This window comes from Flavobacterium sp. FG19, assembly GCF_057809475.1.
This window is the reverse complement of record NZ_JBMDKA010000011.1, coordinates 49,114-64,286: the sequence shown is the minus strand read 5'-3', so window position 1 is coordinate 64,286 and position 15,173 is coordinate 49,114. Positions and strand designations below refer to the sequence as shown.

Annotated in this window: 11 protein-coding genes; 4 read left to right on the top strand and 7 right to left on the bottom strand. The window is 39.2% G+C overall.

What is annotated here, in order from left to right; genetic code table 11:
• Positions 1 to 19: 19 nt before the first annotated feature.
• Positions 20 to 610: a Crp/Fnr family transcriptional regulator gene (locus ACODST_RS12585; RefSeq protein ID WP_488932458.1), complete on the bottom strand. Its 591-nt coding sequence runs from the start codon at positions 608 to 610 to the stop codon at positions 20 to 22.
• A gap of 191 nt (positions 611 to 801) precedes the next feature.
• Here ACODST_RS12585 and ACODST_RS12580 point away from each other — a divergent pair, with 191 nt between their 5' ends.
• The 4 genes from ACODST_RS12580 to ACODST_RS12565 all read left to right on the top strand — a co-directional run bounded on the left by ACODST_RS12580 (position 802) and on the right by ACODST_RS12565 (position 7,111).
• The gene (locus ACODST_RS12580; protein WP_488932457.1) at positions 802 to 1,161 is read left to right on the top strand and encodes a hypothetical protein; all 360 of its coding nucleotides are present in this window, start codon (positions 802 to 804) and stop codon (positions 1,159 to 1,161) included.
• Between the two features lie 241 nt (positions 1,162 to 1,402).
• The gene (locus ACODST_RS12575; protein WP_488932456.1) at positions 1,403 to 2,509 is read left to right on the top strand and encodes an efflux RND transporter periplasmic adaptor subunit; all 1,107 of its coding nucleotides are present in this window, start codon (positions 1,403 to 1,405) and stop codon (positions 2,507 to 2,509) included.
• 27 nt (positions 2,510 to 2,536) lie between these two features.
• Positions 2,537 to 5,653, top strand: coding sequence for an efflux RND transporter permease subunit (locus ACODST_RS12570; RefSeq protein ID WP_488932455.1), 3,117 nt, complete (start codon positions 2,537 to 2,539; stop codon positions 5,651 to 5,653).
• 3 nt (positions 5,654 to 5,656) lie between these two features.
• A complete protein-coding gene (locus tag ACODST_RS12565) occupies positions 5,657 to 7,111 on the top strand; it encodes an efflux transporter outer membrane subunit (protein ID WP_488932454.1) in 1,455 nt (484 codons plus the stop codon).
• Between the two features lie 98 nt (positions 7,112 to 7,209).
• On the opposite strand, the gene map is transcribed toward ACODST_RS12565, so the two are convergent.
• The 6 genes from map to ACODST_RS12535 all read right to left on the bottom strand — a co-directional run bounded on the left by map (position 7,210) and on the right by ACODST_RS12535 (position 15,067).
• The gene (gene map / locus ACODST_RS12560; RefSeq protein ID WP_488932453.1) at positions 7,210 to 7,974 is read right to left on the bottom strand and encodes a type I methionyl aminopeptidase; all 765 of its coding nucleotides are present in this window, start codon (positions 7,972 to 7,974) and stop codon (positions 7,210 to 7,212) included.
• 72 nt (positions 7,975 to 8,046) lie between these two features.
• Positions 8,047 to 8,754 carry a LytR/AlgR family response regulator transcription factor gene (locus ACODST_RS12555; RefSeq protein ID WP_488932452.1) on the bottom strand — a complete coding sequence of 236 codons (708 nt, stop codon included), beginning with the start codon at positions 8,752 to 8,754 and terminating at the stop codon, positions 8,047 to 8,049.
• A complete protein-coding gene (locus tag ACODST_RS12550; protein WP_488932451.1) occupies positions 8,754 to 9,923 on the bottom strand; it encodes a sensor histidine kinase in 1,170 nt (389 codons plus the stop codon). Before ACODST_RS12550 ends, ACODST_RS12555 begins: the two co-directional genes overlap by 1 nt.
• Before the next feature lie 64 nt (positions 9,924 to 9,987).
• The gene (locus ACODST_RS12545; protein ID WP_488932450.1) at positions 9,988 to 10,725 is read right to left on the bottom strand and encodes a CPBP family glutamic-type intramembrane protease; all 738 of its coding nucleotides are present in this window, start codon (positions 10,723 to 10,725) and stop codon (positions 9,988 to 9,990) included.
• A 519-nt stretch (positions 10,726 to 11,244) separates the two neighbouring features.
• Positions 11,245 to 12,765 carry a glycoside hydrolase family protein gene (locus tag ACODST_RS12540; RefSeq protein WP_488932449.1) on the bottom strand — a complete coding sequence of 507 codons (1,521 nt, stop codon included), beginning with the start codon at positions 12,763 to 12,765 and terminating at the stop codon, positions 11,245 to 11,247.
• Positions 12,766 to 12,886: 121 nt separating this feature from the next.
• Positions 12,887 to 15,067, bottom strand: coding sequence for an HAD-IIB family hydrolase (locus ACODST_RS12535; protein ID WP_488932448.1), 2,181 nt, complete (start codon positions 15,065 to 15,067; stop codon positions 12,887 to 12,889).
• Positions 15,068 to 15,173 lie beyond the last annotated feature (106 nt).

The following is a 15,173-nucleotide window of genomic DNA, read 5'->3' as shown; positions in this document are numbered from 1 at the left end:
ATTGACTTTGGGTAAGAAATTACTTTTCTGTAATTCTTTTTCGGATCCGGCTTAAACTCTCTGCTGTCAGCCCCAGATACGAAGCTATAATTTTTAAAGGAGTCCGCTGAAATATTTCCGGTCGGGATTCAATAAGTTTTAGGTAACGGTCCTGGGGCGAAAGCGTGAGCAGGTCAATCTGCTGTTGCTGTTTCTGCATGTAAAGCATTTCCGAAACTGCTTTCCCGACCCTTAATCCGGCTTCAGAACGACTGTAAAGTTCTTTAAGATCAGTATGTGTAATCGACCATAAGGTAAGATCTTCCAGGGCTTCGACTTTAATAACAGACGGTTTTTGATTCAAAAAAGAAAGATAATCGCTTATAAACGATTTTTCGTAGAGCAGATTGATACAGATATCCCGGCTTCCGTCCCATACAAACAAACCTGCAGAACCTTTTATAATGATATTAAGGTATTTTTCGACCTGTTGATATTCCTTTATTACCTGTGATTTTTTAAACCTGCGTACTTCAATTTTATCAGAAAACGCATCCCAGATATTGGTATTGGAAGGATAATAGGAATCAAAAATCTTTTTGACATCTTCGGGAGAGGGATTTTGGGGCATATATTGGAGAATATCAATTAAAAAACCAAATTACGAAACAATTCTGTAGGAATTGCCATAATACTGCCCTTTTTCTTTAACTTTTTTAGAAAAAATTAAGAAGAGGTTACTTCTCAAATTAGTATATTTGACCCCATTACATATAAGCCTGTCTTAACCTCAAAGAAAATTAAAATCTTCGGATTGTCTCCATGAAAAAAACAAAATTCGCCTGTTTACTTGTATTATTCCTGCTTCTGTTTATAAGAAGTACGGAATCTTATAAATATCATGCTGAGACTGCTGTCTGTAAAAACCTTTGCGAAACTGCTGCTGCCGATATTCCGCAGTTATCTTCTTCCGACATTCAAAACAAAGAACTACAGGTACATTATATTGCAAAGAAGAAGCTAAAAATAAGGGCAAACACACTAGAAAACAGCACCTTAAAAGCTCCTTATTACAGCAACCTTGTTAAATTTAAGCTTTACAAACAAAGCCTTATATATGGTATAGCTTCTGTATACCAGATCCAGCGTCATACCTATCTTCACCTTTACCAATTGTTCTAGTTTACAGCATCACGTTTTTTATTTTTATACCTGCCGTTTTTTAACGGTAACGCCTTGGTGTATCTAACCCTGCACAAGAGTTTGTATTGGCATAAATAAAAATACTTCAAATACTCAAAACTGTCTGAAAAGATGGTATTGGGTACCCTTTTCATTTTTTTACCTAAACCAAATTTAAACTCCCTGCAGCTGCCGTTGTAAGGGAGAGAATCTATTTATTTATATTATACCTAAATTAATTATGAGCACTAAAAACAATTCATTTTTCATCTCGATTTTATCCCTGTTCGTGTTAGTCTCGTGCGGAGATAAAGCCAAAAAAAACACCGAAAAAGTTAAAACACTGCCTGTTTACAAGGTAACTTTAAAAGATACCGTGGTTTCTAACCGTTTTGTTGCTGACGTACATGCCAAAAACAATGTCGAAATTCACGTTCGTATTCCGGGTTTACTCGATAAAGTATATGTAAGCGAAGGCCAAAAAGTAAAAAAAGGACAGCTTTTATTTAAAATAAGCGATGTAGAACTGCAGATACAGCTTTTAAAAGCCGAAGCCGTTTACAAAAGCAGTATGGCCGACTTACGAATCGCCAACGTTGAGCTGGAACAGGCACAAACCCTTTTTAATAAAAAAGTAATTGCCGACAAAGAATTAGAATTATCCAAAGCCAAACACGATGCGGCTTCTGCAAAAGTGGCCCATGCTGTGGCCGAAAGAAAAGCTATCAACCAGCAGATTAGTTTTACAACCCTAAGAGCACCGTTTGACGGTACTATTGACCGAATTCCGTTTAAAGAAGGAAGTCTCGTAGAAAACGGTTCGCTGCTTACCACCGTTTCCCAGCTGGATTATGTATACGCCTATTTCTCTATTCCTGAAAACATCTATTTCCAGATGATGACTGATAAAAGCCTGAATACACAGGAAGATATCAAACTGGTACTGCCCAACGGAATGGTGTACAACCAAAAAGGTGAACTAAGAACTGCCGACGGGGAAATCGACAGACAGACCGGATCTATTCAGTACAAAGCAAAATTCCAAAATCCGCAGGGGTTTATTAAACACGGAACTTCCGGAAAACTTATTATTTCGGAGCCTAAAACCAATGCCATTATAATTCCGCAGAAAGCCGTTTTTTCTATTCAGGACAAACAATTTGTATTTCTGGTAAATAAAGAAGGGGTCGTAAAAATGACCAACGTTACCATTGGAAGTACTCTTGATGATGTATACATTTTAAACAAAGGACTAAAAAACAATGATCTTATTGTTCAGGAAGGCATTCAGTCTTTACGCGACGGCGACAAGATCAACATTAAAGAAACCCAAAACGTAAGCCTTTAATTCAGTATATATTAAAAAGATTTCCAAATGATAGAAATGTTTATCAAAAGAAAAATATTATCATTAATCATCTCGGTTATGATAGTACTTTTAGGATTACTGGCTTTGTTCCAGCTTCCTATTACACAATTTCCGGACATTGTACCTCCCTCTGTAACTGTTACAGCCAAATATACAGGAGCTAATGCCGAAGTTTCGGCCAATGCTGTGGCCCTTCCGTTAGAACGTGCCATAAACGGGGTTCCGGGTATGACCTATATGTCAACCGTAACTTCAAATGACGGTTTAACACTGATCCAGGTTTTCTTTGAAGTAGGCACCGATCCCGATCTGGCAGCCGTAAACGTTCAGAACCGTGTCACCACGATACTCGATGAACTGCCCGAAGAAGTAATCCGTGCGGGAGTAACGACCGAAAAAGAGGTAAACAGTATGCTGATGTACCTGAATATCACAAGTACCGATAAAACTCAGGATGAACAGTTTATCTTTAACTTTACCGATATTAATATCCTTCAGGAACTAAAACGTATCGACGGGGTCGGACGTGCCGAAATCATGGGGCAGAAAGAATACTCTATGCGTGTCTGGCTGGATCCGCAAAAAATGCTTTCCTATAATATTTCAGCCAATGAAGTAATCAATTCCCTTCAAAAACAAAATATTTCGGCCGCTCCGGGTAAAGTGGGTGAAGGATCCGGACAATTAGACAACCAGCTGCAGTATGTCATTAAATACGGCGGAAAATTCTTTGAACCGAAACAATATGAAGAAATTCCGTTACGGGCAAATCCTGACGGAACGATTTTACGATTGAAAGACATCTCGAATATCGAATTTGGTGCGATGAGCTACGGAATGGTTTCTAAAACCGATGGTAAACCTTCGGCTTCTATCATGCTGAAACAGCGCCCGGGTTCTAATGCATCTGAAGTTATTGCCAGCGTAAAAGAAAAAATGGCCGAACTAAAAGGTACTTCTTTCCCTCCCGGAATGGATTATAATATTGCTTACGACGTTTCCCGTTTTCTTGACGCTTCTATCGACGAGGTTTTACGAACCCTGATCGAAGCTTTTATACTCGTGGCTTTTGTCGTTTTTATCTTCTTGCAGGACTGGCGTTCGACCTTAATTCCGGTACTCGCTGTACCCGTCGCTCTAATTGGGTCATTTACCTTTATGTCGATGATGGGATTCTCTATCAATTTATTAACGCTTTTTGCTTTGGTACTTTCGATTGGAATCGTGGTCGATAATGCAATTGTCGTAGTCGAAGCCATACACGTTAAAATTTCCGAAGAACATATGGATCCGCTGCCGGCGACCATTAGTGCTATGAAAGAAATTACCGGAGCTATTATTGCCATTACCATCGTTATGGCGGCTGTATTTATTCCGGTAGCTTTCCTGAGCGGTCCGGTTGGGGTTTTCTACAGGCAGTTTTCGCTTACCATGGCGATCAGTATTGTAATTTCGGGGGTTAATGCCCTTACCCTTACTCCGGCACTTTGCGCTATCATGCTTAAAGCACACGATTCGAACAAAGAAAAAACTTCTTTACTGGACAAATTTTTTCACCGTTTCAATCACTGGTTTGATAATGTAACCTCTAAATATATCAAGGTACTTGTAAAATTTGCCGACCGGACTACTGTTACTGTTGGTTTATTGGTCGTATTTTGTCTGTTAACCTGGGGAACCAGCAAATTTGTGCCTTCAGGATTTATTCCGTCAGAAGATCAGGGAATGGTATATGTTAGTGTAACTACTCCGCAGGGAGCCACTGTAGAACGTACCGAAAAAGCCTTAGACGAAGTGACCCGTCTGGCCAAACAAATTGAAGGTGTTGATAACGTAACTACGCTGGCCGGATACAGTATTGTAACCGAAATCGCCGGAGCTTCGTACGGAATGGGAATGATTAACTTAAAAGACTGGAAAGAGCGCAATATCTCCGTAAACGAATTTATCGCTAAACTTTCTGAGAAAACAAGCGGAATTACCGATGCCCAGATAGAGATTTTTGCACCGCCAACCGTACCGGGATTTGGTAATACCAGCGGTTTTGAACTTCGCTTACTCGACAAATCCGGAGGAACTATTAATAATACTGATGAAGTAACGAAAAACTTTATCAAAGAACTGAACGCTTCACCGGAAATTCAAAACTCCTTTACCAGTTTTGATGCTACTTTCCCGCAGTATTTAGTTCATATTGATTATGATCTCGCGGCCAAAAAAGGAATTTCGGTAGACAATGCTATGGCTACTTTACAAACCATGTTAGGTTCTTTTTACGCTACCAACTTTATTCGTTTCTCCCAGATGTATAAGGTAATGGTACAGGCCAGTCCGCAGTTTAGAAAAAACCCGGAAAGTATACTGGACATGTACCTGAAAAACGATGCCGGGGAAATGGTACCTTTTTCAACCTTTATTAAACTCGAACGCGTTTACGGACCTGAAGTTTTAACCCGATACAACATGTATATGTCGGCTATGATTAACGGTGAAGCTGCCGAAGGTTACAGTTCCGGAGAAGCTATTGCCGCTGTTGAAAGAATCGCAGCCGAAAAACTGCCCAGCCGTTTTGAACTCGAATGGTCGGGTATGACACGTGAAGAAATCCTGTCGGGCAACCAGACGATTTACATTTTTGCGCTTTGTATCCTGTTTGTTTATTTACTGCTGGCAGCGCAGTATGAAAGTTTACTGCTTCCGTTTCCGGTGCTTTTAAGTCTGCCCGTAGGAGTCTTTGGTTCCTATCTGGCGCTTTTAATGGTTGGACTGGACAATAATATTTATGCTCAGGTGGCCCTCGTCATGCTCATTGGTCTGCTCGCTAAAAATGCCATTCTGATTGTAGAATTTGCTATGGCACAGAACAAACTCGGAAGGGATATTACCGAAGCGGCTATTGAAGGAGCCAGACTTCGTTTCCGCCCTATTCTGATGACCTCATTTGCTTTTATCTCCGGACTGATCCCGCTGTGTATCGCCACTGGAGCCGGAGCTGTTGGTAACCGTTCAATTGGTACGGCTGCTGCCGGAGGAATGCTTATAGGAACTGTTTTCGGACTGGTAATCATTCCGGGACTTTACATCCTGTTTGCCAAATTAGAAAAAGCAATGAATAAAAATTAAAAAATGAAAGAGATACTAAAACGAACGATCATCTGCGGCAGTATCGCGCTGGTAACCGCCTGTTCTGCCCCAAAAATCAATACCGAAACCGCAGTCAGAAAACTACCGGAAAACTTCGATCTGAAACGTAAAAAAGCAGCCGACAGCCTGACGGATTTTATTCCTTTAAAACCACAAACGTATTTTAAAGACCCTAATCTGGACAAGCTTTTAGCAAAAGCGATAGCTCAGAATCCTGACTATTTAATTATGCAGGAACGAATTCTAATTGCCAATTCGCATTTAAAAGCTGCGAAACTTGCATTATTACCGTCTTTAGATTTACAGGCCGATCTTTCGGGGACGCATTTTGGAAAATATACCATGGAAGGTGTTGGAAATTATGATACCAACTTTTCCCAGAATATTACCGAAAAACAGAGAATTAATGAAGATGTGACACCCAATCTGTTTCTGGGAGGAAAAGTTTCCTGGGAAGCAGATATCTGGGGCAAACTGAGCAATCGTAAAAAAGCAGCACGTGAACGTTTCTTTGCGACTCAGGAAGGGATGCGTTTATTGCAGACCCGATTACTGGGCGATATTGCCGACTTGTATTATAAACTGATTGCACTGGACAAACAGGCTCTTATTTACAGCAAAAATCTTAAAACACAACAGAAAGCACTTGATATTATTGCTGCCCAAAGATCTGTTGGTAAAGCAACCGAACTGGCGGTACAGCAGTTTAATGCCCAGAACAACAATATACTGGCAGAAGCGGAGCAGCTGAATTTAAGTATCGACCAGACCGAAAAAGCTTTATTAAACCTTTTAGGCGAATATGGCGGTACAATTGAAAGAAGTTCCGATTTCCTTTCCGGTCATCTTGAAGTGCTGAACCAGAAAATAAGCGTAGATTCTGTGATCCATAAAAGACCCGATGTTTCCGAAGCTTATCACGAACTGCTGGCTTCTAATGCAGATGCCAGAGCGGCAAGAGCGGCTTTTTTCCCAAGTCTGAACCTGGGAGGTTATGCCGGGTTAAATTCTTTTTCTTTTTCTACTTTCTTTGATAACGGTTCCTTTGCCTGGCAGTTACTGGGCGGTTTAACGGCTCCGGTTTTTAATAAAGGCCAGATCAAACAGGAATTTTTTGTATCCGGTAAAAGGCAGCAGATTTCGTTACTGCATTATCAAAACACTATTACAACCGCTTATAACGAACTGAGCGCTTTACTGCACAGAACGGAATCGTTTGTAGATGTTTTGAAATATAAATCGAAAGAAATTGAACACCTCGAAATTGCCGTTAACGTTTCAAATGATTTGTATCTGAGCGGTTACGCCAATTATCTTGAAATCATTAATGCTCAGAAAAATAAACTGCAGGCCGAACTGGACTTTGTAGACATTCAGTTAAAGAATGCAGAGTCGCAAGTAGTATTGTACAAGGCTTTAGGAGGAGGAATTAACTAATCTTAAAGTCTGATTGGTCGTAAACTTTTGAATTAGTACTTAAAATACTGCAGTTATAAATCCCTTCTGTTTCTGGCAGAAGGGATTTTTTTTATGTTTTAGTTAAAAATACCGTTCATTTCGGTTAAGATAATCGGAGCTCCGTTGGTCACCACAATAGTATGTTCGTGCTGGGCCATATAACCGCCCATGTTTCCTGCCATTGTCCATCCGTCAGGAAGTTCAAGGGCCAGATTAGAAGCTGTGGCTATAAAAGTTTCAATCGCTACAACCGAATTCTTTTTAAATCTTCGCTGGTCAAAACGGTTTTTATAATTCATCAGTTCAACCGGTTCTTCGTGCAGGCTTCTGCCTATTCCATGTCCGCCAAGATTTTTAATTACTCTGTAACCCCGTTTTTTAGCTTCTGTTTCCATCAGAAAACCGATATCCGAAATTTTGACACCGCCTTTAATATTGCTGATTGCTATTTGCAGAATCTCTTTAGAAGCTTTTACCAGATCATTATGCTGATGTACATCATTTCCAATAACAAACGAAGCACCATTATCTGACCAAAAGCCGTTTAACTCTGCCGAAACATCAATATTAATCAGGTCTCCCTCTTTTAAAATACGGGTTTCAGAAGGAATTCCGTGGCAGAATTCATTGTCAACACTAATGCAGGTACAGCCCGGAAATCCGTAAGTCAGATAAGGCGCCGACTGAGCCCCAAAATCAGCTAAGATTTTTGCACCATACTCATCCAGTTCTTTTGTACTCATTCCTGGTTTAGCATAACGTACCATTTCTTTTAAGGTATACGCCACTGCCTCGCTGACTTTCTGCATTCCTATCAATTCTGATTCCTGTTTTATCGACATAACTTTTATTTTTTAGTTCCGTAACAATCACAAAATTAAGGAAACCGGATCCGTAAACCATTTGGTTTAAGATTATTTTATCCCTAAAAGAGCAAAAAGTTCTTCTTTTTTATTGGCCGCAATCGAAATGGATTTGCCGTTTATGAGTTCTACTGTTCCTCCGTTTATACTTCTCACCGCTTCAAGATTCAGAATAAAGGAACGCTGTACACGAAAAAAGCTGGGCTGATTCAAAATTTCATCCATTGATTTAAGAGTAAGCTGCGTGCTGAAAGTCTCAGAAGGAATCACAATTTTCAGATAATCTCCCTGCGCTTCCACATATAAAATTTCGCTCAGTAAAATTTTGACCAGTTTCCCTTCTGACTTTATAAAAATCTTATCGGTACCGGACTGCTGTATCACCGGAGAAGCAGGAAGCAGTATACGCTCTTTTGCCCGGTTGACAGCTTTTAAAAAACGTTCAAAACGAACTGGTTTAATCAGATAATCCGTTACCCCGGCATCAAAGCCGTCAAGGGCAAAATCACGATGTGCCGTAATAAAAATAACCAGTGGCGGATGCAGCAGTGAACGCAGGAGTTCCATCCCGTTTATTTTAGGCATCTGGATATCGCTGAAAACAAGATCGACGCTGTTGTCCTGTAAATACGACAACGCCTGAACCGGATCTTCAAAAGAAGCCGAAAGATTCAGGAAAGGAACTTCTTTGATAAAAGTTTCTACCACTTCCCTGCCAATTGGTTCGTCATCAATAACAATACAGTGTATCTTTTCCATTATTTTTCTAAATCTATTTTCAAATTTACGGTAAACTTCCCGTTCTGATTTTCAATTCGCAATTCGTGTTTTTCGGGATATAAGAGCTGTAACCTTTTAGAAACATTCGTAATTCCGATGCCTCCAAATTCATTTTGGGAAACACTTTTTCCAGCATCATTTTCAAGTTTAAAATAAAACTGTCTGTTCACAATTTTTATTTCCAAAAACAAAAACGATTCACCATCACTCTGTAAACCATATTTAAATGCATTTTCAATAAAAGTAAACGTCAGCAGCGGAGCTATAAAAAGTCCGAAAAGCTCCCGGTCTTCGGGAAAAACAAACCGTATATTTTTTCCGGCCGCATAACGCATTTTTTCAAGCTCGATATAATTTTTAATGAAATCCAGCTCTTTACTGAGTAAAACCTTTTCATTATTAGATTCATAGAGCGTATAACTCATAATATCCGAAAGGTTTAAAATAACCTCAGGAGCAGAATCGTCTTTTTTAATCGAAAGGCCGTATAAATTGTTCAGGGTATTAAAAAGAAAATGCGGATTGAGCTGTGCTGTTAAAAACTGTTTTTCGATATTGATGTTCTGGATCTCAAGTTCGGCTTTCTGGTTTTGTACTTTCAGAGTTCTGTTATACAGCCTTGAAATTTCAAAAAGGATTTTCACAAAGAAGAAAGGTGCTAAAATCGATACGATAATAAACAACTGCGAAATCATTCTTTTTACAGAAACGGCCTGAAAAAAGGTTTGTGCAGCACTTTTGCCAATAGCACCTTTTAACTCTCCGCTTTCTATTTCAAAACCGGCAGCATGATACCAAAGTGAAAAGAAATAGGTAACCGCAATCCATAAAAAAATGCAGAATAAAAAGGTGACCAAAGATAAAAACACTAACCTTCTTCCGCTTCCGGAAACTATTTTAGGCAGAAATAGATAAAAAAAGAGATAAAACACAAGCATGTTTATCGTCGTCATCCGTATGGTAAACAAAAGAGCTTCAAAATTCGACAGCTGATACCCTAAAACATAACTCATAAACAACAGCAGCGAAAATCCCAGCCACATAGCCGTATGAAGTAAAATGCGATTGGTACGGGTATAAAAAGTTCCGAAATCAAGTTCGGCTATTTTAGCCGTCAGGTAACTTGTAAAAACAATATGATCCTGCATTGTATAATTTTAAAAGAAGCAGATTCAAAGATAAAAATTTTTAAATCTGCTCCTAAAAGTTTACTTATAATATCCTGATTACCGCATTGAGTACATTAATCGTATTATGTCCTAAAACGGAATAGATAAGACTGCCGGAAAATTTTCGCAGAAAACCAACACTTACAGAAGAGATCAGCGTAAGGTACAGTATCGTGATCAGGTCAAATTTAAACTGATAATCCTCCGTTAAAACCGCTCCATGAGCCACACCAAAAATAACAGTTACAATGACAAATCCCCATCCAAAACGGATTCCTTTCCAGTTCCATTTGGGCTCAAAGGCTTTATCCAACAGCCACAAGCTAATTCCTCTAAAGGTAATTTCCTCTGTTAAACCGGGCATTGTGGACTGAAACACAAAAGTTTCTAAATCGAATGTACCGCCTTTTGGAAATAAAATCAGTTTGAAAATAAAATCAAACAACAGGAATCCTGAAAACAACAGTATTCCAAATCTGAGCTGCTTTGGTGAATGGGTCTGTGTAGTAAAACCTATTTCTTTCCGATCTTCTTTAGTAACCGTAAATAAAATCATAAGAGATAAAAGCAGGCTTAACAGTTTTCCCGCCCAGGCAAATTTTAATCCGAGAAATTCCAGAGAAATAAACTGCCTGCTTAAATACTGTAGGTAACTGTCGGCCAGAAAGTACAGCAGAAAAAATCCTAAAAATTTAAAATGGGTCTTTTGGGTATTAAAGAACGCTAAAACAATAAACGGAAGGATTAATAAAATCCAGATCAGGGGTGTGAATAGTGACATAGTGATGTAATTTTCACCAAATGTATTTTCGTTCCGGTTTATTAAAAAAAGCTGCCGACGAAAAGGAGCATTCTGCCGATGGAATTTGATTTTTGGGCTTTTTGAAAGCTTTGTATGGGACGCGGATGAAACGGGTTCGCTGTGCGAAGACACGGATTTGAACGGATTTTTTATCAGCCGTTTATAAATTTAAACACATAGAAACATAGAGTTTAATACTACTTAAAAGGCGTTTTACTTGTCGTAGCAAACATAGATTAGGGACGCTGATGAAACAGATTCGCTGTGCGAAAACGTGGATTTAAACGGATTTTTTTTCTGCTGCTTATTAATTTAAACACATAGAAACATAGAATTTAATACTGCTTAAAAGGCGTTTCACTTGTCGCAGCAAACATAGATTGGGAACGCGGATGAAACGGATTCTATTTTTAAAATCTGCGTCAATCAGCGTTTTTGCGATAGCAAATCCGTTTCATCCGCGTCCAATTTATTTACATCCAAATTTCAGTAAAAATCCTAGACTGCATTTACCTGTACAATCCTGTTGTAATCTTTGGTATACTTTTCGGGATCGGAAGCGGCATATTCGTTTTCCGGTTCGGGAATGGCGTGAATTTTTGAATCACTGATGGATATTACGGCCGAGCAGACATAAATACCTACTTTACCTTCGCTGTATTTAAAATCGAGCAGGGTCAGTTTCACAATTTCGTTGATCGACAGTTCGTAATAATTACCATAACGGATAATTTTAAAATAAATTTGTTTGTTATCCTGGATCTCAAACTGGTTGGTCTGAATGTTTTCAAAGATAAAATTGTTCTTTACATCTTTTTCATTAAATCCCCAGGCCCTGAACTGTACAAAACCATTCATAAAATCAATGGAGATATAATAGCCTGTTCCCTCTTTGTCACATTCAATTACAAAACCGGTCTTTCCCATTCCTTCTACAGACAGGGTTCCCTCCCAGACAAAATCCATTGCGGGTTTTTCGAAACAGTAAATTTCGTAACCGCTTCGGCAGCCAAACCTCCATTTGCTTTCATTTTCCTGAACAAAATCGGCTGTGGGATTTCCCAAAACCGGTAAAGGTCTTGGCAGGTCTTTTTGAAGTATGGTTTTCTGATAGAGCTTTTCCCAGAAATAATACGTTTTCAGCAGCAGTCTTCCGCTTTTATCGACATCGAGTTCTTTAGGCGGCGGTATGACCCGGTGCGTATTTACATTCCCGTCGGCAAAATAAAAATTATAAACTAAAAAGTGCTCTCCTTCTTTGACCACTCTGGCAGCGTAATTGCCCTGCGGCAGCAGTACATTGTTATGAAAAGCACAATATTCGCCTCTAAATTCGGGAGAAGACCAATACCTTACTTTGATATCTTCCCTGATTGACCCTAATAAATAATGGGTGCCTTTAATTTCAAAAACACACGGACATTCGACATCATCGTATACATACGGAATATGTAATGGTTTCTGAAGTACAAAGCCTTCTTTTTCCCTTTTGGCAACTCCTATACAGCCTCTGCGGTAAATAGGTCCTGAAGCACTTCGGGCACAAATTAACAAATAATCTTCATTTTCGTACGTATATTTAAAAGGATCCCTAAAGCTGATCCACTCCCTCGGATTGTTAGTAAAGCTTTCATAATGCGGGGCTTCGCTTTTAATAGGCAGTTCGTACAAATTTTCTTTTTTCCAGTGAATCAAATCGGTAGAAACGGCCCTTCCTACTTTCTGCTCAATTCCTTTGTCCTGACGTTTCAGTCCGGTATAATACATTTCGTAGCCTTTACCATTTGATTTTTTACTGACATGCATCGTCCATAACATATCGTCATCCCATTCTCCCGGGTCTCCCACGAATAAGGCATTTTTTACCCTTTTCCATGAAAGTCCGTCGCTGGACACTGCATGCGCTATATAATCGTGATTGGGAATGATCAGATGAAACAAATGATGCACGCCTTTTTCATCTATAAATACATCAACATCTCCAATTTCCCAGTTGCTGAATCCTGATCCTGAATACATTTTATTACTTATTTTTTATGTTACTATAATTTTTCAAATACCTGAACACATAAAGCTTATACTAGTGAAATGTCTTTTTAGGCTGTATAAATCCTGTGTTTTTTAGATATTTTAAATGAGTTTATTTGATAATTTTATAATGTTTTAAACCTTCCAAAATACCTTCTGAAGCCGAAGTCTTGGCCACATAAATACTTTTGGTAGTTTCGTAAGCCTCCAGTTCGGCACTACGGTTTCCTACTATAATTCCTTTGATTGGTCCTCTGAACATATCGACATCGTTTCCCGAATCCCCGGCGGCAATCACATTGGTTAACGGAATATTCCATTTTCGGCATAAAAATTTTATGGCATTGCCTTTTGAAGCTCTTTTGGGAATAAAATCGAGGTATTGTCCGTGACTCGGAATAATATTGACTTTATACCAGCCTGTTCCTAAAACCCGGATCAGTTCGTCGTGATCGTAGTTTTCCTGTTCGTAATAATAGGAGATTTTATAAGGGTTTTGTGCTTCTTCTTCCTGTATTCTGATCCATTTTACTTCTTTTAAACGCTCAACTATATCTTCCCTTTTCCATCTTCCGGAGAGAAATTTTGCCCAGCCTTTGTCCAGAATGTAATCGTTACCGTTGGTATAATAAATCTCTGTCCCAACTGAACAAATGATAAAATCAGGTAACGGGAATTTCTCTTCATCAATCACTTTCTTTACCAAAGCCAGATTCCGGCCTGATGCCATCGCAAACGCCATTTTATCAGTACGATTGGTCAAATGTGTTTTTAATTCTTTAAGTCCGGGATTGTTTAATCTGGGCTCTATCAGGGTTCCGTCGATATCGGAAACCAGCAGGTTTTCTATTTTCCTTTTTAAGCGATGGATATTGATATTTGGGTAATGCTGTTTTTTGATTCCGGCACCGGATGAAAGCGACAAATTTTCTTTAACCAGTTCTACATAATGATTAACGTGGCTCAGCCAGCTGTAATGTTTCTGGATATTGATCGCTCCGTTATTCGAATAGTATTTCCACTGATTTTCATCGGTCAGTATGTCGTGAAGTGCTCTTTTGATCTGTGCTTCATTCTGCGGATCTACGAGTTCACCGTTCTGGCAGACCGGAATAATCTCCGAAGGCCCGCCGTTTTTCGTTACCACAACCGGAAGTCCTGAACTTGCTGATTCTATAACGGTTAAACCAAAGTTTTCATGAAGCGCCAGATTGACAAAAACACCTCTTTTTTCGGCTGCATGACGGTAAATAATCGAAACTTCATTTTCGACATCGTGTTTCTTCGGAATAGCCATTTTACCGTATAAATCGTACTTGTCCATTTTGAGCAGTAAATCGGTTAAAACTTCTTTCTCCGACTCGGGCATTTTGGCAATGTCTTTTCTGATTCCGGCAAAAATGACAAGATTGGCAATACTCTGCAGTTCTTTGTCTTTTCCGTAAACATCGATTAAAGTATTCAGGTTTTTATGGCGGTCCGGTCTCGAAAGTGCCAGAATAAGCGGTTTATGCGGATTGGTCAGGAATTTGGAAATCGTTTCGGAAACCCAGTATTTACGCTGTGCTTCTTCCATATGTTTGTCATTTTCCGTTTCCTGATAATAATACGGAACAAATTTCCGGGTATCGATTCCGGGACTTACGGCATGGTATTTCCCGAGTTCAAAATTGGTATACGCTTTATAGGTTTCGATTTCCTGTTCGGTAGAAGTCACTATAAACTCTGCGAGTTCCAGTGTTTTTTCTTCGGCTGCTATTCGGGTTTTAAACTTAAATTTTTTTTCGAGTTCTTCTTCGTTCTCCCCGCCTTCTAGCAGTTTTTTCTTTTTATAAAATCCAAGTGAATGTCCGGTATGGGCAAACGGAATATTTAAAACTGTTGATAATTCGGCCGCTGCATAACCGGCATCGGCGTAATGAGAATGCAGCCAGTCGGGATAGATATTATGCTCTTTGATATGCTGCATCAGACCGTTTACAAAAGTGTCCAGGCCTTCCCATAACTGTTCCTTCGATTTGTATTTTTTACCCAGAAAGGGAATTCTTCTTATATCCAGTTTCTCATTAATAGTTTCCACGCCTACGGCATATTCGGGAGAAAGTGCGGGATCTTCAATTAAACGGGTAAATAAATGAACCTGTTCTACGTCTTCATGCTGTGATAAAAACTCGGCCAGTTCGTAAACATACTTGGTTTGTCCGCCGTTATCAGCGTCCCTTCCTATTTCAAGACCAGAGCCTTTTAAAAGTCCGTGAATATTAATAAGTCCTATTCGTAATTTTTTCATCATTCATACTTGTTGTTTGAAACCCCAAGTTACTATGCCCGTATTGATTTTGTTGAAATAATTACATTTAAAATTTACATATTTCCCATGTCTGCAAAGCTTCAGTTCT